The 18,276-nt window shown below is 31.5% G+C and carries 19 protein-coding genes and 1 tRNA gene; 15 read left to right on the top strand and 5 right to left on the bottom strand.

Annotation, left to right across the window (positions count from 1 at the left end; translation table 11 throughout):
• The first annotated feature begins 1 nt into the window (after position 1).
• The 11 genes from mraY (at position 2) to H3Z83_RS05400 (ending at position 11,776) form a co-directional block, all read left to right on the top strand.
• Positions 2-1,228: a phospho-N-acetylmuramoyl-pentapeptide-transferase gene (gene mraY / locus H3Z83_RS05450; RefSeq protein WP_182124474.1), complete on the top strand. Its 1,227-nt coding sequence runs from the start codon at positions 2-4 to the stop codon at positions 1,226-1,228.
• Positions 1,229-2,563 (top strand): UDP-N-acetylmuramoyl-L-alanine--D-glutamate ligase, encoded by a 1,335-nt coding sequence (gene murD, locus H3Z83_RS05445; RefSeq protein WP_182124473.1) that lies wholly within the window; start codon positions 1,229-1,231, stop codon positions 2,561-2,563. It begins immediately after the preceding gene.
• 9 nt (positions 2,564-2,572) lie between these two features.
• The gene (locus H3Z83_RS05440) at positions 2,573-3,763 is read left to right on the top strand and encodes an FtsW/RodA/SpoVE family cell cycle protein (protein ID WP_182124472.1); all 1,191 of its coding nucleotides are present in this window, start codon (positions 2,573-2,575) and stop codon (positions 3,761-3,763) included.
• Positions 3,747-4,838: an undecaprenyldiphospho-muramoylpentapeptide beta-N-acetylglucosaminyltransferase gene (gene murG / locus H3Z83_RS05435; protein ID WP_182124471.1), complete on the top strand. Its 1,092-nt coding sequence runs from the start codon at positions 3,747-3,749 to the stop codon at positions 4,836-4,838. The genes H3Z83_RS05440 and murG overlap by 17 nt, the downstream gene beginning before the upstream one ends.
• Entirely contained in the window at positions 4,838-6,190 is a 1,353-nt protein-coding gene (gene murC / locus H3Z83_RS05430; RefSeq protein ID WP_182124470.1) for a UDP-N-acetylmuramate--L-alanine ligase, read from the top strand. Before murG ends, murC begins: the two co-directional genes overlap by 1 nt.
• Positions 6,183-6,926: a cell division protein FtsQ/DivIB gene (locus H3Z83_RS05425; protein WP_182124469.1), complete on the top strand. Its 744-nt coding sequence runs from the start codon at positions 6,183-6,185 to the stop codon at positions 6,924-6,926. The genes murC and H3Z83_RS05425 overlap by 8 nt, the downstream gene beginning before the upstream one ends.
• The gene (gene ftsA, locus H3Z83_RS05420) at positions 6,913-8,259 is read left to right on the top strand and encodes a cell division protein FtsA (protein ID WP_182124468.1); all 1,347 of its coding nucleotides are present in this window, start codon (positions 6,913-6,915) and stop codon (positions 8,257-8,259) included. Before H3Z83_RS05425 ends, ftsA begins: the two co-directional genes overlap by 14 nt.
• Positions 8,260-8,341: 82 nt before the next feature.
• Entirely contained in the window at positions 8,342-10,210 is a 1,869-nt protein-coding gene (ftsZ, locus tag H3Z83_RS05415) for a cell division protein FtsZ (protein ID WP_182124467.1), read from the top strand.
• A gap of 69 nt (positions 10,211-10,279) precedes the next feature.
• Entirely contained in the window at positions 10,280-10,726 is a 447-nt protein-coding gene (locus tag H3Z83_RS05410; protein ID WP_182124466.1) for a GatB/YqeY domain-containing protein, read from the top strand.
• A 10-nt stretch (positions 10,727-10,736) separates the two neighbouring features.
• Positions 10,737-10,810 (top strand) — tRNA-Arg (locus H3Z83_RS05405).
• Positions 10,811-10,960: 150 nt separating this feature from the next.
• Positions 10,961-11,776, top strand: coding sequence for a zinc-dependent peptidase (locus tag H3Z83_RS05400; RefSeq protein WP_182124465.1), 816 nt, complete (start codon positions 10,961-10,963; stop codon positions 11,774-11,776).
• Here the strand turns inward: H3Z83_RS05400 and H3Z83_RS05395 are convergent.
• A complete protein-coding gene (locus H3Z83_RS05395; RefSeq protein WP_182124464.1) occupies positions 11,765-12,397 on the bottom strand; it encodes a Crp/Fnr family transcriptional regulator in 633 nt (210 codons plus the stop codon). The genes H3Z83_RS05400 and H3Z83_RS05395 overlap by 12 nt on opposite strands.
• Before the next feature lie 126 nt (positions 12,398-12,523).
• Between H3Z83_RS05395 and H3Z83_RS05390 the strand changes: the two genes are divergently transcribed.
• Positions 12,524-12,943: a CBS domain-containing protein gene (locus tag H3Z83_RS05390; RefSeq protein WP_182124463.1), complete on the top strand. Its 420-nt coding sequence runs from the start codon at positions 12,524-12,526 to the stop codon at positions 12,941-12,943.
• A 28-nt stretch (positions 12,944-12,971) separates the two neighbouring features.
• On the opposite strand, the gene rpe is transcribed toward H3Z83_RS05390, so the two are convergent.
• Entirely contained in the window at positions 12,972-13,628 is a 657-nt protein-coding gene (rpe, locus tag H3Z83_RS05385) for a ribulose-phosphate 3-epimerase (RefSeq protein WP_182124462.1), read from the bottom strand.
• 188 nt (positions 13,629-13,816) lie between these two features.
• Positions 13,817-14,680, bottom strand: coding sequence for a sigma-70 family RNA polymerase sigma factor (locus H3Z83_RS05380; RefSeq protein ID WP_028890199.1), 864 nt, complete (start codon positions 14,678-14,680; stop codon positions 13,817-13,819).
• Positions 14,681-14,903: 223 nt separating this feature from the next.
• Here H3Z83_RS05380 and H3Z83_RS05375 point away from each other — a divergent pair, with 223 nt between their 5' ends.
• Genes H3Z83_RS05375 through H3Z83_RS05365 form a run of 3 tightly spaced genes read left to right on the top strand, consistent with a single transcriptional unit; the run spans position 14,904 to position 16,521 of the window.
• Positions 14,904-15,473 carry an RNA polymerase sigma factor gene (locus tag H3Z83_RS05375; RefSeq protein ID WP_182124461.1) on the top strand — a complete coding sequence of 190 codons (570 nt, stop codon included), beginning with the start codon at positions 14,904-14,906 and terminating at the stop codon, positions 15,471-15,473.
• A gap of 5 nt (positions 15,474-15,478) precedes the next feature.
• Positions 15,479-15,670 carry a hypothetical protein gene (locus tag H3Z83_RS05370; RefSeq protein ID WP_182124460.1) on the top strand — a complete coding sequence of 64 codons (192 nt, stop codon included), beginning with the start codon at positions 15,479-15,481 and terminating at the stop codon, positions 15,668-15,670.
• 32 nt (positions 15,671-15,702) lie between these two features.
• Positions 15,703-16,521, top strand: coding sequence for a mechanosensitive ion channel family protein (locus H3Z83_RS05365; RefSeq protein ID WP_182124459.1), 819 nt, complete (start codon positions 15,703-15,705; stop codon positions 16,519-16,521).
• Between the two features lie 303 nt (positions 16,522-16,824).
• Here the strand turns inward: H3Z83_RS05365 and porT are convergent, their stop codons facing one another.
• Together porT and ubiE are read right to left on the bottom strand one after the other, a co-directional pair.
• On the bottom strand, positions 16,825-17,535 hold the full coding sequence (porT, locus tag H3Z83_RS05360) for a type IX secretion/gliding motility protein PorT/SprT (RefSeq protein ID WP_182124458.1): 711 nt from the start codon (positions 17,533-17,535) through the stop codon (positions 16,825-16,827).
• 1 nt (position 17,536) lies between these two features.
• On the bottom strand, positions 17,537-18,265 hold the full coding sequence (gene ubiE, locus H3Z83_RS05355) for a bifunctional demethylmenaquinone methyltransferase/2-methoxy-6-polyprenyl-1,4-benzoquinol methylase UbiE (RefSeq protein WP_182124457.1): 729 nt from the start codon (positions 18,263-18,265) through the stop codon (positions 17,537-17,539).
• Between the last annotated feature and the right edge of the window lie 11 nt (positions 18,266-18,276).

The raw sequence follows: 18,276 nt of genomic DNA, 5'->3' as shown, positions 1-18,276 counted from the left end.
AATGCTGTATTATATATTTCAATATTTAGAAAGCGAATTTAACCTTACAGGGGCAAGTGTGTTTCAGTTTATCACATTTCGTGCAGCTGCAGCTTTTATTTTATCATTATTGATTTCGACAATTTTCGGAAAAAAAATAATTGATTTTTTAAGAAGACAACAAGTAGGAGAAACAGTTAGGGATTTAGGGTTAGCAGGTCAAGTTCAAAAAGCAGGAACGCCAACTATGGGTGGGGTTATTATAATTTTAGCAACCTTAATTCCTGTACTGTTATTAGCGAGGTTAGAAAATATATACATCATTATTTTATTAATCACCACGGTTTGGATGGGGTTAATTGGTTTTACTGATGATTACATAAAAGTATTTAAAAAAGATAAAGCGGGATTAAAAGGAAAATTCAAAGTTCTTGGGCAAGTAGGTTTAGGAATTATAGTAGGGGCTATGTTGTATTTTAATTCAGATGTAACAATAAAAGAGCAATTACCTAAGTCTGAACAAATGGTTCAGGTTGATGGGAAGAAGAAAGTTTTTGGTGATGCGCATAAATCAACAAAAACGACAGTACCTTTTCTAAAAGATAATGAGTTGGATTATGCAAAGGCGTTTAGCTTTTTAGGTGATGGTTATGAGAAATACGGTTGGATTGTATTCATATTCGTAGTAGTGTTTATTGTAACTGGAGTTTCAAATGGAGCAAATTTAACAGATGGAATAGATGGTTTAGCAGCAGGTTCGTCCGCAATAATAGTAATAACTCTAGCAATTTTCGCATGGGTATCTGGTAACATCATTTTTGCAGATTACCTAGATGTCATGTACATACCAAAATCTGGAGAAATGACGGTTTTTATACTAGCTTTTGCAGGAGCTTTAATAGGATTTTTGTGGTATAATACCTATCCAGCTCAAGTGTTTATGGGAGATACAGGAAGTTTAACAATTGGAGGAATCATTGCAGTTATCGCAATCGCAATTCGTAAAGAATTATTGTTGCCAATTTTAGCAGGAATTTTTGTGATAGAAAACTTATCAGTTATGATTCAGGTTTCTTGGTTTAAGTACACGAAAAAGAAATTTGGAGAAGGTAGACGTGTATTTAAAATGTCACCATTGCATCATCATTATCAAAAATTAAACTATCACGAAAGTAAAATTGTAACTCGCTTTTGGATTGTAGGAATTCTATTGGCGGTATTTACAATCGTAACATTAAAGTTAAGATAAATGAAAAACCTAGTTGTCTTAGGAGGGGGAGAGAGTGGTGTTGGTACAGCTATTTTGGGTAAGCAAAAAGGATTTAATGTTTTTGTTTCTGATAAGGGAGCAATTGCAGATAAATATAAAAAAGTTCTTTTACATCATAATATCGATTTTGAAGAAAATCAGCATACAGAAAGCAAAATTTTTGCGGCTGATTTAGTAATGAAAAGCCCAGGTATTCCTGATAAAGTAGCGTTGATTCAAGAGTTAGTTTCAAAACAAATTAAAGTAGTTTCTGAAATAGAGTTTACTTCAGAGTATACCAATGCAACTATTGTTGGAATTACAGGTTCAAATGGAAAAACAACCACTACAATGTTAGTACATTATGTGTTAAGAAAAGCGGGCTTAGATGTGGGAGTTGGGGGTAATATCGGTGATAGTTTTGCTAAACAGGTAGCTGAAAAGAGCTTTGAAAACTATGTGTTAGAGTTAAGTAGTTTTCAGTTAGATGGAATTGAAAATTTCAATTCACATATAGCGATAATTACAAATATTACACCTGATCATTTAGATCGATATGAATACAATTTTGATAAGTATATAGATTCAAAATTTCGCATAGTAAAAAATCAAACAGAAAACGATTTTTTAATCTATGATGCAGATGACGAAGCAATACAAAATTGGTTGAGTAATAATAAAATTAAATCAAAATTAGTTCCTTTTTCTATGGAGAAAGAGTTAGAGTATGGAGCTTTTTTAAGAGGAGATAAAATTATAATGAAATTAAAAACTGAAGATATACTAATGAATGTTTCTGAATTAACATTACAAGGAAAGCATAACACTAAAAATGCGATGGCAGCTTCTTTAGCGGCTAGATTATTAAAAACTAGAAAAGAAACAATCGCTGAAAGTTTATCAGATTTCGAAGGAGTAGAACACCGATTAGAGAATGTGCAAAAGATAAACGGAGTACAGTATATCAACGATAGCAAAGCAACAAACGTAAATGCTGCATTTTATGCATTAGAGTGTATGGATAATCCTACAGTTTGGATTGTTGGTGGTGTAGATAAAGGAAATGATTATAGCGATTTAATGCCGTTAGTAAGAGAGAAAGTAAAAGCAATTGTTTGTTTAGGTTTAGATAATCAAAAAATCATCGACACTTTTGGTAGTGTTGTAGATGTATTAGTTGAAACAGCAGGAGCAGAAGAAGCTGTTAAAGTAGCTCATAAAATTTCAAAGAAAGGAGATACTGTTTTATTATCTCCAGCTTGTGCAAGTTTCGATTTGTTTGATAGCTATGAAGATAGAGGGAATAAGTTTAAACAAGCGGTAAAGAATTTATAAGAATTAAAAATGAAAACCATTTTTCATCATATAAAAGGAGATAAAGCTATTTGGGCGATAGTTACCATATTAGCGATTTTTTCTTTTATGCCAATTTATAGCGCAAGTACAAATTTGGTGTATGTGGTTGGTAATGGTTCTACTTTAGGGCATTTAGTAAAACATATAGTTTTACTGCTAACTGGTTTTGCAGTTATCTATGGAGTGCATAAAATTCCGTATAGATATTTTAGCGGAGGATCCGCTTTAATGTTACCGGTTGTTGTGTTGCTTTTAATAGTAACATTAGCGCAAGGAACTACTATTGGAGGAGCCAATGCAAGTCGTTGGATTCGTATACCATTTGTTGGTATTGGGTTTCAAACATCAACCTTAGCGGGATTGGTGTTGATGGTTTATGTTGCAAGATATCTTGCTAAAAATAAAGAGAAATTAATTGATTTTAAAGAGAGTCTAATAAACCTGTGGTTGCCTGTGGGGCTAGTTTTGGTTCTAATATTGCCAGCGAATTTTTCAACTACAGCAATAATCTTTTTTATGGTGTTGTTGTTGAGTTTTATCGGTGGATACCCATTAAAGTTTATAGGCTATATTTTGGGTATCGGACTTTTTGCTTTTCTGTTTTTTATTTTGGTAGCCAAAGCATTTCCAGATGCAATGCCAAATCGTGTAAATACATGGAAAAGTAGAATTGAAAACTTCTCAAAATCTGATGGAAAAGAAGATTATCAAGTAGAAAAAGCAAAGATAGCTATTGCTACAGGAGGAGTTGTGGGTAAAGGTCCTGGTAAGAGTGTTCAGAAGAATTTTTTGCCACAATCATCATCCGATTTTATTTATGCAATTATTGTTGAAGAGTATGGGTTTGTAGGTGCCTTAGTGGTTGTATTTATCTACTTTTTATTACTCTTTAGAATTTTAATAACAGCAAAAAAAGCAACAACTATTTTCGCGACTTTATTAGTAATAGGAGTAGGAGTTCCTATTGTTTTTCAAGCAATGATTAATATGGCAGTTGCCGTAAATATTTTACCAGTAACAGGGCAAACGCTTCCGTTAATCAGTAGTGGAGGTACCTCAATTTGGATGACATGTTTCGCATTAGGAATGATTTTAAGTGTTAGTGCTTCTAAAAACGAAACTGAAGAAACAATTTTAGATGATAATCCTTTAGATATTTTACATGAAACAATCGATTAATGTTATTATAAGCGGAGGAGGAACAGGAGGTCATATTTATCCTGCCATAGCAATAGCGAACGAGATAAAGGTTCGCTATCCAGATGCGAATATCTTATTTGTAGGAGCTAAGGATAAAATGGAAATGGAAAAAGTGCCACAAGCTGGTTATGATATAAAAGGATTGTGGATTTCAGGGATTCAAAGAAAGTTAACGTTAAAAAATTTAATGTTTCCTTTTAAGATGATTAGTAGTTTGTGGAATGCGAATAAAATCATTAATGAGTTTAAGCCAGATGTAGCTATAGGTACTGGTGGATTTGCAAGTGGACCAACTTTAATGATGGCGAATAGAAAAGGAATTCCAACATTGGTGCAAGAGCAGAATTCTTATCCGGGAATTACTAATAAATTGTTGAGTAAAAAGGCAAATAAAATTTGTGTTGCCTATGATAATTTAGAACGCTTTTTTCCTCAAGAGAGGATTATAAAAACAGGAAATCCTGTTCGTCAAGACTTACTGTTTATTCATACAAAAGTTGATGAAGGTAAAGTCTTTTTCAAATTAAATAAAAAGAAAAAAACGATACTGGTTATTGGCGGAAGTTTAGGAGCTCGAAAGATAAATCAGTTAATAGAATCAAATTTAGAGTTTTTTAAAGAACAAAAAGTTCAGTTGATTTGGCAGTGTGGTAAATTGTATTTCGATGAATATAAAAAGTACAATGAGTTAGAAAACGTACAAGTTTATCAGTTCTTAAATAGAATGGATTTAGCTTATGCCGCAACAGATTTTATAGTGTCTAGAGCAGGGGCTAGCTCGGTGTCTGAATTGTGTATTGTTGGTAAACCAACGATTTTTATTCCGTCACCTAATGTTGCAGAAGATCATCAAACAAAAAACGCAAAATCAATAGCGGATAAACATGGTGCTATTGTAATAAAAGAGTCTGAATTAGAAACTTTTCCTATTGTAGTTGAAACTTTGCTAAAGGATAAAGGAAAACAAGAAAGTTTAAGTGAGAATATTAATGAGTTGGCATTACCAAATGCAACAAATGATATTGTTAACGAAATAGAAAAACTAATTTATTAGTGAATTTAAAAACGATACATAACGTTTATTTTGTAGGAATCGGAGGAATCGGAATGAGTGCTATTGCGCGTTATTTTTCTGTAAACGGAAAAACTGTTGCAGGTTATGATAAAACTCCTAGCCCTATAACAAATGGTTTAGAAGAAATAGGAATTGAAATTCACTTTAAAGATTCGGTTAAGAACATTCCAATTTCATTTTTAGATAAAGATAAAACGTTGGTGGTGTATACTCCAGCGATACCTAATAATCATCAAGAGTTAAATTATTTTATAAATAATAGGTTTTCAGTTTTAAAAAGAGCTGAAATTTTAGGAGAAATAACAAGAAATACTTTTTGTTTAGGAGTTGCAGGAACACATGGTAAAACAACTACGTCTTCTATCTTGGGTCATATAATGCAGCCAGAAAAAGCTACTTCATTTTTAGGGGGAATTACTGAAAATTATGACTCAAATCTTATTCTAGGTGAAGATAAAATATCGGTAGTTGAGGCTGATGAATTTGATAGATCTTTCCTGAAGTTATCACCAAATATTGCTTGTGTTACTTCTATGGATGCAGATCATTTAGATATTTATGGTGAGAACGAACAATTGCAACAGTCGTTTAGAGATTTTGCAAATAAAGTTTCTGATACTTTAGTTGTAGCGAAAGGATTGCCTTTAAAAGGTTTAACCTATGCTGTTAATGAAGAGGCCGATTATAAAGCATATAATGTAAAAATTGATGATGGTAAGTATGTTTTCGATGTACAAACACCAACATCAGAAATTAAAAATATAGAATTTCATTTACCAGGAAAGCATAACATGATGAATGCGCTGGCTGCTTTAGCAATGGCTGATGTTTATGGAGTTTCTTTAGAGAGTGTAAAAGAACAATTAAAAACCTTTAGAGGTGTAAAACGTCGATTTTCTTATAAAATTAAAACGGACGAAAGTGTTTTAATTGATGATTATGCTCATCATCCAACAGAGATAAATGCAGTGGAACATTCGGTAAGAGAAATGTATTCTAATGATAAGGTGTTGGCTGTATTTCAGCCACATTTATTTAGTAGAACAAAAGATTTTGCTGATGATTTTGCTAAAGCGCTTTCTAAGTTCGACGAAGTGTTATTATTAGATATATATCCAGCGAGAGAATTACCAATAAAAGGCATCACTTCTTCTTGGTTGTTAGAGAAAATGAGTTCAGAAAATAAAAAACTGATTTCTAAAGAAAAATTAAGTGACGAAATCTTAAAATCTGAGTCTAAAATTGTGGTGATGTTAGGAGCTGGAGATATAGGTTTAATGGTTGATGAAGTAAAAGATAGTTTGATTAAAAAATACAAGCTGGATGATTAAAAAAGTGGCTACATATTTGTCTTTTTTAGTGTTGCTAGTGTTTTTGGCAGTGTTATACGGTTTTTCATCCAATAGAAATGGAGCTAAAAAGGTATTAAAACCAGTGGTTGAATTTAAAGCTGGAGACAATAACTTTTTGACACACAGTATGGTTGATAAATTGTTAATACAAAATCAAGAATTTGTTAAAAACCAACCAAAAAGAGTGTTAGATTTACACTTTCTAGAGGCTAATGTATCGGCGAATCCATATGTTGAAAAAGCAGACGTGTTTTTAACCATTGAAGGGGTGTTGAAAACAGTGATAAAACAAAGGACTCCGATAGCTCGTATTGTTGATAAAGAAAAATCTTTTTATGTTGATAAGTATGGAGTTAAAATTCCATTATCATCAAATTTTTCAGCAAGAGTACCGTTAGTTTCAGGAGTAGGGGATTCTGAAGAAATCAAAGAATTAACGACTTTAATAAAAGCAATTGAAAGCAACGATTTTCTTGTAAAAGAAATTATTGCAATTCAAAAAAATGCTAAAAATGAATATGTTTTTACCGTTCGTAGCGGTGACTATAAAATAGTTTTTGGTGAGTTTATAAACGTTGACGTTAAGTTTAAAAAGTTAATAGCCTTTTACAATAAGGCATTAGCTGATAAAACTATAAATAATTATAAGACAATAACTGTAAAATACCACAACCAAGTTGTGTGCACAAAACAAAATCAAGATGGAAAACAATAAAATCGCAGTTGGTTTAGATATTGGTACAACCAAGATTGTTGCCATGATTGGGCGTAAAAACGAATACGGTAAAATTGAAGTTTTAGGTATTGGTAAAGCCAAAAGTTTAGGTGTAAAAAGAGGTGTGGTAAATAATATAACTCAAACAATACAGTCGATACAACAAGCTGTTGATGAAGCACAAAGTGTTTCTGGACAAAAGATTGAAAATGTTGTTGTTGGTATTGCAGGTCAGCATATACGTAGTTTGCATCATAGCGATTATATAACTCGTGAAAAGTCTGATGAAGTAATTGATGAGTTTGATATAGAAAATTTAGTTGGTCAAGTACATAAATTAGTAATGCTTCCTGGTGAAGAAATTATACATGTATTGCCACAAGAATTTAAAGTTGATAGTCAGCCTGAAATAAAAGAACCTATCGGAATGTATGGAGGGCGCTTAGAAGCAAACTTTCATGTTGTAGTAGGTCAAGTGTCTTCTATTAGAAATATTGGAAGATGTGTTAAGAGTGCTGGTTTAAATTTGTCTGATATAACATTAGAGCCTTTAGCATCTGCATCTGCTGTATTAAGCCAAGAAGAGAAAGAAGCTGGAGTTGCTTTGATTGATATAGGTGGTGGAACAACAGATTTGGCCATTTTTAAAGACGGTATAATCCGTCATACAGCAGTAATCCCTTTCGGAGGAAATGTAATTACTGAGGATATTAAAGAAGGTTGTTCGATTATTGAAAAGCAAGCAGAATTATTAAAAATTAAGTTTGGTAGCGCATGGCCTGGGGAGAATAAAGAAACAGAAATAGTTTCAATTCCTGGATTAAGAGGTAGAGAGCCGAAAGAGATTACGCTTAAAAATTTATCAAAAATAATTCATGCTAGAGTTCAAGAAATTATTGAGCACGTGTACTTGGAAATTAAAAACTATGGACACGAAACTCAAAAAGGAAAACTAATAGCTGGTATTGTTTTAACAGGAGGAGGATCTCAGTTACAACACTTACGTCAATTAGTTGAATATATTACTGGAATGGATGCGCGTATTGGGTATCCTAACGAGCATTTAGCTGGAGATTCAGATAGCGTTTTATCTAGTCCGTCATATGCAACAGCAGTTGGATTATTAATGGAAGGGTTAAGAAAAGATATTGAAGTAGAGGAAGAAGTTGTTGAAAATCAACCTGAAGTAACTGCTCCAATAAATGATGCTTTAGAAGAAGAGATTTTAGAAGAGCCAGTGGTAGAAAAAGAGTATAAAGCGAAAGAGAAGTCTAAATCAATTTTTGAAAAATTCACTGAAAAATTCAAAGAGTTTTTAGATAACGCTGAATAGAAATAAATAGAATAAGTTGTTCCTGTTACTCCCTAAAATAGGAATGTAAAATGAATAAGAATTAATAAAAAGAAAAGTTATTATGAGCGCAGAATTCAATAACATTTCATTCGATATGCCAAAAACTCAATCGAATGCCATTAAAGTAATTGGTGTTGGTGGGGGAGGTAGCAATGCAGTAAACCACATGTTTAACAAGCAAATTCACGGAGTAGACTTCGTAATTTGTAACACAGATGCACAAGCATTAGAGAACAGTCCAATTCCTAATAAAATACAATTAGGAGCACATTTAACTTCTGGGTTAGGTGCAGGAGCAAATCCTGATGTTGGTGCACAAGCAGCAGCAGAAAGTATTCAAGAAATACAGCAAATGCTAAGTACACATACCAAAATGGTATTTATTACTGCTGGTATGGGTGGTGGTACAGGTACAGGTGCAGCACCTATTATTGCCAAAATTGCGAAAGACATGGATATTCTTACGGTAGGAATCGTAACAATGCCATTTCAGTTCGAAGGTCGAATGCGTTCAAAACAAGCTCAAAATGGAATTGATGAACTACGTAAAAATGTAGATTCATTAATTGTTATCAATAATAATAAATTACGTGAGGTTTACGGTAATTTAGGATTCAAAGCAGGTTTCTCTAAAGCAGATGAAGTTTTAGCTACAGCTGCTAAAGGAATTGCGGAAGTAATTACACATCACTATAAGCAAAATATCGATTTACATGATGCTAAAACGGTGCTTTCTAATAGTGGTACAGCAATTATGGGATCTGCGAAAGAAACTGGAGCAAACCGTGCTAAAAATGCAATTGTAAAAGCATTAGATTCACCGTTATTGAATGATAATAAAATTACTGGTGCGAAGAATGTATTATTGTTAATTGTATCTGGACAAAATGAAGTTACTTTAGATGAAATCGGTGAGATTAACGATTACATTCAAGATGAAGCTGGGTATGATGCAAACATCATTATGGGTATTGGTGAAGACGAATCGTTAGAGGATGGAATAGCTGTAACTATTGTTGCTACTGGTTTCGCAGTAGAGCAACAAAGTAATATTACAAATACAGAGGTTAAGAAAATTGTACATACTTTAGAGGATGAGCAAAAAGCTACTTATAATTTTACTGAACAAAAAGTACAGTCTGCACCAAGTATTAATGAGCCTTTAACAAGTAAACCAGAAGCTAAAGTTGTTCATGTTTTAGAAGAAGAAGTTGTAGAACCAAAGTTAGATTTGATTACTACTACTGAAGCTATTAAAAACATAAACGTAACTTATGATCAGATAGAGATTGAAACAATCTCAGAAGATGATTTTATCATTACTAATGTTATAGAGCAAAAAGAAGAGGTTCAAGAAGTAAAACAACAAGTAGTTCAACAAGATTTATTGTTTGATTTACCGTTGAATTCTTACGAAGAAATTAAACCAGCTTCTAAGTTAGTTGAAACGACCCAAGAAATTAAAAATATTGAGGTGGTAGCTGAAGAAGTTAAACCAAGAGGACATCAAATAGAAAAACGTTATGTTCTTGATGATTTTGATGTGCAGCCTACGATAGGTAAAAGTTCTACCCCAATAATAAAAGATGAAGTTGAAGAAGCTTTACAGTTCGAAGTAAAAAGTAAAACTCAAGAAGAAATTAATAATATAGCTACAGTTAGCGAAGAAGTTTCTCCTTTAAGTTTAACGGTTTCAGAATTAAAGCAAAGAGCAAAAGAGCGTCGCGAAAAAATGAAAGGGTTTAATTATAAGTTCAACGATCAGGTAAGTAAGAATATCGACGAAATTGAACGTCAGCCAGCATATAAAAGATTAGGAGTAGATATCGATACTCGATCTGATATTAGTAAATCAGATACTGCATTAAATACTGATAATAATGATTTGTTACGTTCTAATAATTCGTTTTTACATGATAATGTAGATTAATTAAAAAATAACATATACTTTTAAATTCCCGATAACATCGGGAATTTTTTAATTAAAATAATTACAATTATGAGTGTGCAAAAACAAGTAATGGATAAAATGAAAGAAGCTATGAAATCGAAAGATACTGTAGCTTTAACAGCTTTAAGAGCATTAAAATCTGCTTTTATGCTAGCAAATACTGAAGTTGGATCTGGAGAGTTGTCGGAAGGAGATGAAATGAAAATTATTCAGAAACAAGTTAAGCAACGTAAAGATAGTGCTGCTGTTTTTTCAGAACAAGGAAGAAGTGATTTAGCTGAGCCAGAATTAGCTGAAGCAGCAATTTTAGAGCAATTTTTACCAGAAGCTTTAAGTGAAGAGGAAATTGAGAAAGTGGTTAAAGAAACAATTGCAAAAGTTGGAGCTGAAGGAATGAAAGATATGGGTAAAGTAATGGGAATCGTATCTAAACAGTTAGCAGGTCAAGCAGACGGAAAAACAATTTCAACGTTGGTTCGTAAGAATTTAATATAACAAGATATTTGGCTGCGTAGTTCAACTGGATAGAATATCAGATTTCGGCTCTGAAGGTTGGGGGTTCGAATCCCTTCGCGGTCGCATAAAATAAAAGCAGTAAAAGTTAATTTTACTGCTTTTTTTTAAGGGATAAGAAAAAGGGGGCTACTTCTTAATAGGAATATTAAAAATAAACAATCGTTATACTAAATAATGTAACATTTGTTACATAGCTAAAGGAAACTATAAATAATGAAGCACATTTATATAATTAAATATTCGGCAATTTTGCTAGGCTTTTTAAGTGCTGGAATTAATGTAGTTGAATCCATTTATGTGTATCTTTTTAATAAGCCAATATTTGTACACTTGTATTTGGTTAAGAAGAAATTACCAAAGAAAAAGAAAGAATTTTTAGTTAATAACGTGTCTTTTTATAATAAGTTAAGTAATAAACATAAAGGTTACTTCGAACATAGATTAACAAAATTTATTAGAACATACGATTTTGTAGAAAGAGAAAACTTTGAGTTAACCCCAGAGGCTAAGGTTTTAATAGCCTCATCTTATGTGAAATTAACTTTTGGTATGCGAAAATATTTAACAACGACTTTTGATAAAATTGTAGTATATCCAAATAATTTCTACTCGCTTATAACTAAGCAATATCATAAAGGAGAATTTAATCCTGCTTTTAAAATGATTGTGTTCTCTTGGGAAGATTTTTTACTTGGAGATGTTGTGGTTAATGATAATTTGAATTTAGGAATTCATGAATTTACTCATGCCTTAACTTTTCACGGAAGGAAATCTAAAGATGTTAGTGCAAGAATATTTTATAGTGTATTTGAAGAAATAACCAGTTTTATGAATTCAGAAGAAAACTTAGAAGCTATAAAACAATCTAATTATTTTAGAGAATATGCTTTAACAAACAAGCTAGAGTTTGTGGCAGTTATTATGGAGCATTTTTTCGAAACACCAGAAGACCTTCAAGAAAAATTCCCTAAATTATATAAGAAGATTGAAGTTATGCTTAACTATAAATCGGTCAAATTAAACGTTTAAAACTTTAATTTGGTTTCGTTGTAGCTTTATTTCTCCTTTATTTTCTAAAGATTTCAACAGTCTTGAAACCACCACTCTAGAAGTGTGTAAATCATTCGCAATTTGTTGATGTGTAGCAATTATTTCATCACTACCTATAATCATTGCTTTGTCTTTTAGGTATTTAATTAAACGTTCGTCCATGTTTAAAAAGGCAATCGTATCAACAGCTTCAATAAATTCATCGAGACGCGAATGATAACTTTGTAAAATAAATTCTTGCCAGGTTTTATATTTACTTAACCATTCCGACATTTTTTCTTTCGGAATCATTAATAACTCAATATCAGTTTCGGCAACAGCTTTAATTTTACTTTTTGTTAATCCAGCACAACAAGATAGTGTCATAGCGCAAGTGTCGCCTTTTTCAATATAATAAAGAGCTAATTCATCTCCTTCTTTGTCTTCGCGTAAAATTTTAATAGCACCACTAAGAAGTAAAGGAATAGAGGTTATGTAGCTATTAACATCAATAATAGTAGTATTTGCTTTAAATGACCTAGGAGTGGCTGTTTTGGCTATTTCGTTCAGTAATTCATCCTCAAACAAATAACCATAATAGCTTTTTAAATCTTGTATCAATTTTCTGGAATTTTGGAGTGAAAATTTACAAAAAAATAAATTAAATCATGATGATTTTAATCAGTTTTTCTATTGAGTTTATTTCTGAAATTTGATATAGAAAATAACGATTAATACTCTATAAAAATGAAAAAAAGAACGCCAGTATCAGCAATTATGACTAAAGATGTTATAACGCTTAGTAGTGTAGATGATTTAATGACAGCCGAAAAATTATTTAAAGAAAACAGTATAAGACATATTCCTGTTGTGAGTGGAAAAGAAATTGTAGGAATGTTAAGTTATACAGATTTATTAAGAATTAGTTTTGCAGATGCTGTTGATGATAATGAAACTGATGTAGATACAGTTGTGTATAATATGTTTACAATAGATCAGGTAATGGCTAAGAATTTAGTAAAAGTAACTTCGTCTACAAAGATAAAAGAAGTAGCGGAAATTTTAGCTAAAAAAGAATTTCATGCTTTACCAGTAGTTGATGATAATAATTTAGTAGGTATAGTTACAACAACTGATTTAATAAATTATTTGTTAGAGCAGTTTTAAAAAAAGAGGAGGCAATTGCCTCCTCTTTTTAGTTTATTAGATTTTTTAAATTTTCAATTGTATCGGTTGGATTATCACTTTTAAAAACATAACTACCAGCTACCAGAACATCTGCACCAGCTTCAATTAGTTGATTTGCATTTTTATCAGTTACGCCTCCATCAATTTCTATTAAAGTAGAAGAGTTGGTGAATTCAATTAGATGTTTTAATTGACTTACTTTTTTATAAGTATTTTCAATAAAAGATTGTCCTCCAAAACCAGGATTTACACTCATAATACATACTAAGTCTAAATCTTGAATGATGTCTTCTAAAACAGCAATTGGTGTATGAGGATTTAAAGCAACTCCAGCTTTCATTCCTGCAGCTTTAATAGCTTGTACTGTTCTGTGTAAATGTGTGCATGCTTCATGGTGTACAGTTAAAATATCAGCACCTAAGTCTGCAAAAGTTTGAATGTATCTATCAGGATCTACAATCATCAAGTGTACATCTATTATTTTTTTTGCGTGCTTAGAAATGGCTTTTAAAACAGGCATTCCAAAAGAGATATTAGGTACAAAAACGCCGTCCATAATATCGATATGGAACCAATCGGCTTTCGAATCGTTTACCATTTCTATATCTCTTTGAAGGTTTGCAAAATCAGCGGCTAAAACTGAAGGAGCTACAAGTTTATTCATTGTAATTGTTGTTGTGTTGTTAAGTTGAGCAAATATAATGAAAACATAAAGGGTGGTTGTATAAAAAAGAAAACTCTCGATAATTCGAGAGTTTTCCATTCATTAATCAAAAAACGAATAGTTATAATAACTATTTGTTGTTGTATATATTGTTTACAAATATGCTTATGCTAAAAGCATCAGTGATACTATCCTAAATAAGTCATTAAAATTTTACTGCGAGAAGTATGCTTTAATCTACGAATCGCTTTTTCTTTAATTTGACGAACACGCTCACGAGTTAAATCGAAAGTTTCTCCAATTTCCTCTAAAGTCATTGGTTGGTGTTCACCTAAACCAAAGTATAACTTTACAACATCAGCTTCACGAGGAGTTAACGTTTCTAAAGCTCTATTAATCTCGATACGTAAAGATTCGTGTAATAATGTTTTATCTGGATTTGGTGATTCACCCGAGTTTAATACATCATATAAGTTAGAATCTTCTCCTTCAATTAAAGGAGCATCCATTGATACGTGACGACCAGAATTTTTCATAGATTCTTTTACGTCGTTAACAGTCATGTCTAATTTCTTAGCAATTTCTTCAGGACTTGGAGGTCTTTCATTTTCTTGCTCTAAGAAAGCGTACATTTTATTAATCTTGTTTATCGATCCAATCTTGTTTAAAGGTAAACGAACGATACGAGATTGTTCTGCTAACGCTTGTAAGATAGATTGACGAATCCACCATACAGCATAAGATATAAATTTAAAACCACGAGTTTCATCAAAACGCTTAGCAGCTTTAATTAAACCTAAGTTTCCTTCGTTAATTAAATCTGGTAATGTTAATCCTTGGTTTTGATATTGCTTAGCAACCGATACTACAAAACGTAAGTTTGCTTTAGTTAATTTTTCTAAGGCTCTTTGGTCACCAGCTTTAATTCGTTGAGCTAATTCTACTTCTTCGTCAGCAGTAATTAAATCTACTTTTCCTATTTCTTGTAAATATTTATCTAAAGAGGCGGTTTCTCTATTGGTAACCTGTTTTGTAATCTTAAGTTGTCTCATGTAATTAAGGTGTGTTTTAAATTCTTAATCTTCCTACATACTCTTATACGTACGATGTTTCAATAATGTTACAAAAAGATGAAACTTTTTTATTTAATTTTCTGTAGTTGTTAAAGAAGTGTTAAATTTGATTTTGAGATTAGATACAATTAGTGACTTTTTTATGTAAAAGGTGTCTAAATGATAATATGTCTAACCCACTTATAAGAACTAAAGATAGCTGTTGAAAAGTCTTGATATAACAAAATTAAGCGATGAAGAACTGGTTAGTAAAATAGTTGAAAAAAATGATACTCATTTATTCGCTGTTTTATATGATCGTTATGCACCCGTGGTTTATAATAAATGCTATGGCTTTTCTAAAAATAAAGAAGAGGCACAAGATTTAACCCACGATGTGTTTATACAGCTATTTGTAAAATTAAGATCTTTTAAAGGTAGATCTAAGTTTTCTACTTGGTTATATTCTTTTACCTACAATTTCTGTGTAAATTACGTTCAAAGAAATAAAGAGAAAAAGAAAGAAAAAGTAACCGTAGTAACCGATCAAATTAAAGAAGATGGTAATGTAGATGAAATCGACGACTCTACATTATTTGAATTGAAATCTGATAAATTAGCGAAAGCTTTAGAAATAATACCTGTTGCTGAAAAAATGATTCTTTTAATGAAATATCAAGATGATATGAGCATTAAAGAAATCTCTTTGGCATTAGATTTAGGAGATAGCGCAGTAAAAATGCGTTTAAAAAGAGCGAAAGAAAAAGTTGTTAAAGCATATAACGAACTGTAATAATTATGGATAACCCATTTAAGAAAATATTACATAACGAAGAATTGCCAGAGGTACTTAAAGATAAAGTACTTAATGATGTGGCAATGATTAAACTGTCTATTGATGTTGCAGACTTATTTGTGGTAAAATACCCAAATGTAATTGCAGATTTAATAGGTGGGGGGAGCTCTAACAAAAAAGATAAAGAAGATTAATTACAACTAACTAAGAATAAAAACAAAGAATTATGTACTCATTGCAAATAGATTTTTTAAAACCCTTTAGAAATACATTTGAAGATATAGTTGAAACGTTACCAACAGTTGCTGGTTTTGTTGGATTTATTATAGTTTCTTGGCTTTTAATAAAGGTGTTTTTATATATTGTTAGAAAAGCTTTAGCTAAAACTAAAATTGATGAATGGTCTAAGAAGTTAAGTAAAACAGAGATTTTTGGAAATTCAACAATAAATATCGTTTTAACAAATGTAATTTTGGCTGTTTTAAAATGGTTCTTGATTTTTATGTTTGTTATGGTTGGTGCAGAAATGTTTGGTTTATCTGCTGTATCTGAAGGTATAAAAAGTTTCTTCGCTTACTTGCCTAAATTATTAACGGCACTAGGAATTTTTGTGGCTGGGGCATACTTAGGAACTATGGTTAAAAAAGCTATTCATACAATGTTTAAATCTCTCGAAATTTCAGGAGGTAACTTAGTAGGTAACATTGCTTTTTATTTAATAGTAATTTTCTTATCAATAACAGCATTAGATCAAGCTGGAGTTGATACATCGGTTATTAAAAGTAATTTGTTGATGTTGATAGGTTCTATTCTTTTAGCATTTACTATTGCCTTTGGTTTAGGAGCCCGTGATGCGGTTTCAAGATTGTTGTTCGGTTATTATTCTAGAAAGAATATAGGTATAGGAGAAAAGATAATTATTAATGATATAGAAGGTGTAGTAGTAGCAATAGACAACATTTGTTTAACAGTAGCTACTGGAGATGGTAAGGTTGTTATACCGATTAAAGATGTGGTTGACAGTAAAATAGTCGTTAGAAAATAAGGAAAATTAATATTTTTTCATATATTTGAAGTCAAATAGAATTGAAATAAAAGTAGAATGATAGATTTCGGGGGACTTCTATCTTATAAGTAAAGAGTAATCTTTACAAATTATGACCATCTTCGGATGGTCATTTTTTTTGCACTAAACTGTGACTTTAAAAACAATAAAGTGTCTAAAATAGAGGAGATAGTTTTCTGGGGGGACTACTATCTCGGTGTTAATAAAGAATGGCTTTTGTGAAAACAAAAGCCATTTGTGTTATATAAAAACACCCTGTAAGTGTATTGTGTTGAATGTCAGTTATTCAAAAGATAAATGTAAGAATATACCTCTGGTTCCTAGAAAGTCGATAGGGTCAGTCCATTGGCTACCTCCTGGTCTTTGACCATCTCTTACAAGTTCGTTGTTAACTGCAAAAACTCCTCTAATTGATGGCGAAAACTTAAAATAACTTAAATAAAAATCTACACCAATACCTAGTTCATACATTAAGTTGCTGGTAGTGGTTCTAAATTCTCCAGCAAAGTTGTCATCACTATTACTTTCGTTACTTGAAAAATTATAGTCATAAGAAATACCACCTAATACGTATGGTCTAAAATTATTTAATCTATTTGTGCTTAGCTTTAAAATAAGTGGTAAGTGTAAGTAGGTTGCTCCAACTTCTCTAGTTTTAATATTATCAGCGCCAGTAATATGGTTAAATTTTAATGTTTTGGTATTAGACATTAAACCTGGTTCGAATCTTAAATTAATGTTATTATGTAGTCTTAAGTCGGCAATTAAACCAACATTAAACCCTACAGATGATGAAACTTCTACTTCAGGATTATTAGTTATGTCGCTCGGTTTATAAGACACTTTATATCCGTTGTTGTTAACTCCCAAGTAAAAACCATAATGAAAAAGAGGTTTGTCAAAACTAGGTAGTTTCAATATTTTTTCTTCTTGAGCATAAGAGGTAATTGTAAAAGCCCCTAAAAATCCTAATAATAAAAGTCTTTTAAGCATATTATTTTGTAGCAGTATAAATTGATGCAACTCCAAAAGTTACAGGTAAATTCTTTGCATTCTTAAACCCGTTTTTTTGCAAAATATTGTTGAAAGCTTCTCCAAAAGGAAAATAATTAGCACTTTCTGATAAATATGAATAAGCAACCTTGTCTTTCGAAAATATTTTACCAATAACAGGTAAGATAAAGTTAGTGTAAAATTTATAACCTTGTTTAAAAGGAAATTTAGTTGGATTTGAAGTTTCTAAAACCACAAACTTTCCACCTGGTTTAAGCACACGAAATATTTCAGTTAATCCTTTGTCTAAATTTTCGAAGTTACGTACACCAAAGGATACTGTAATAGCATCAAAAGTGTTATCCTCAAAAGGAATGTTTTCACTGTCGCCAACAATCATTTCAATTTTATCTGATAAGTTTGCTCTAGCTACTTTTTGCTTACCAACTTCTAACATTCCTTCAGAAATATCTAAACCAACAATTTTTGTAGGATTTAAATCAGACATCATTAAAGCTAAATCACCAGTTCCAGTAGCGATATCTAAAATTTGTTGAGGTTTATTTTCGCCAACTAATTTTACTACTTTTTTACGCCAGCTTACATCAATTCCTAAAGAAATAACACGATTTAACCCGTCGTAATCTTCAGAAATATTGTCAAACATTTTAGCAACTTGCTCTTTTTTTCCTAATTCGGAATCTTTATATGGTTTGATTGTTTTTGACATTTGTTTTTTGA

Origin of the sequence: Tenacibaculum pelagium, from assembly GCF_014062345.1 — a bacterium.
GTDB lineage: Bacteria > Bacteroidota > Bacteroidia > Flavobacteriales > Flavobacteriaceae > Polaribacter > Polaribacter pelagius.
The sequence above is the reverse complement of the archived record's forward strand: the minus strand, read 5'-3'. Positions and strand labels throughout refer to the sequence as shown.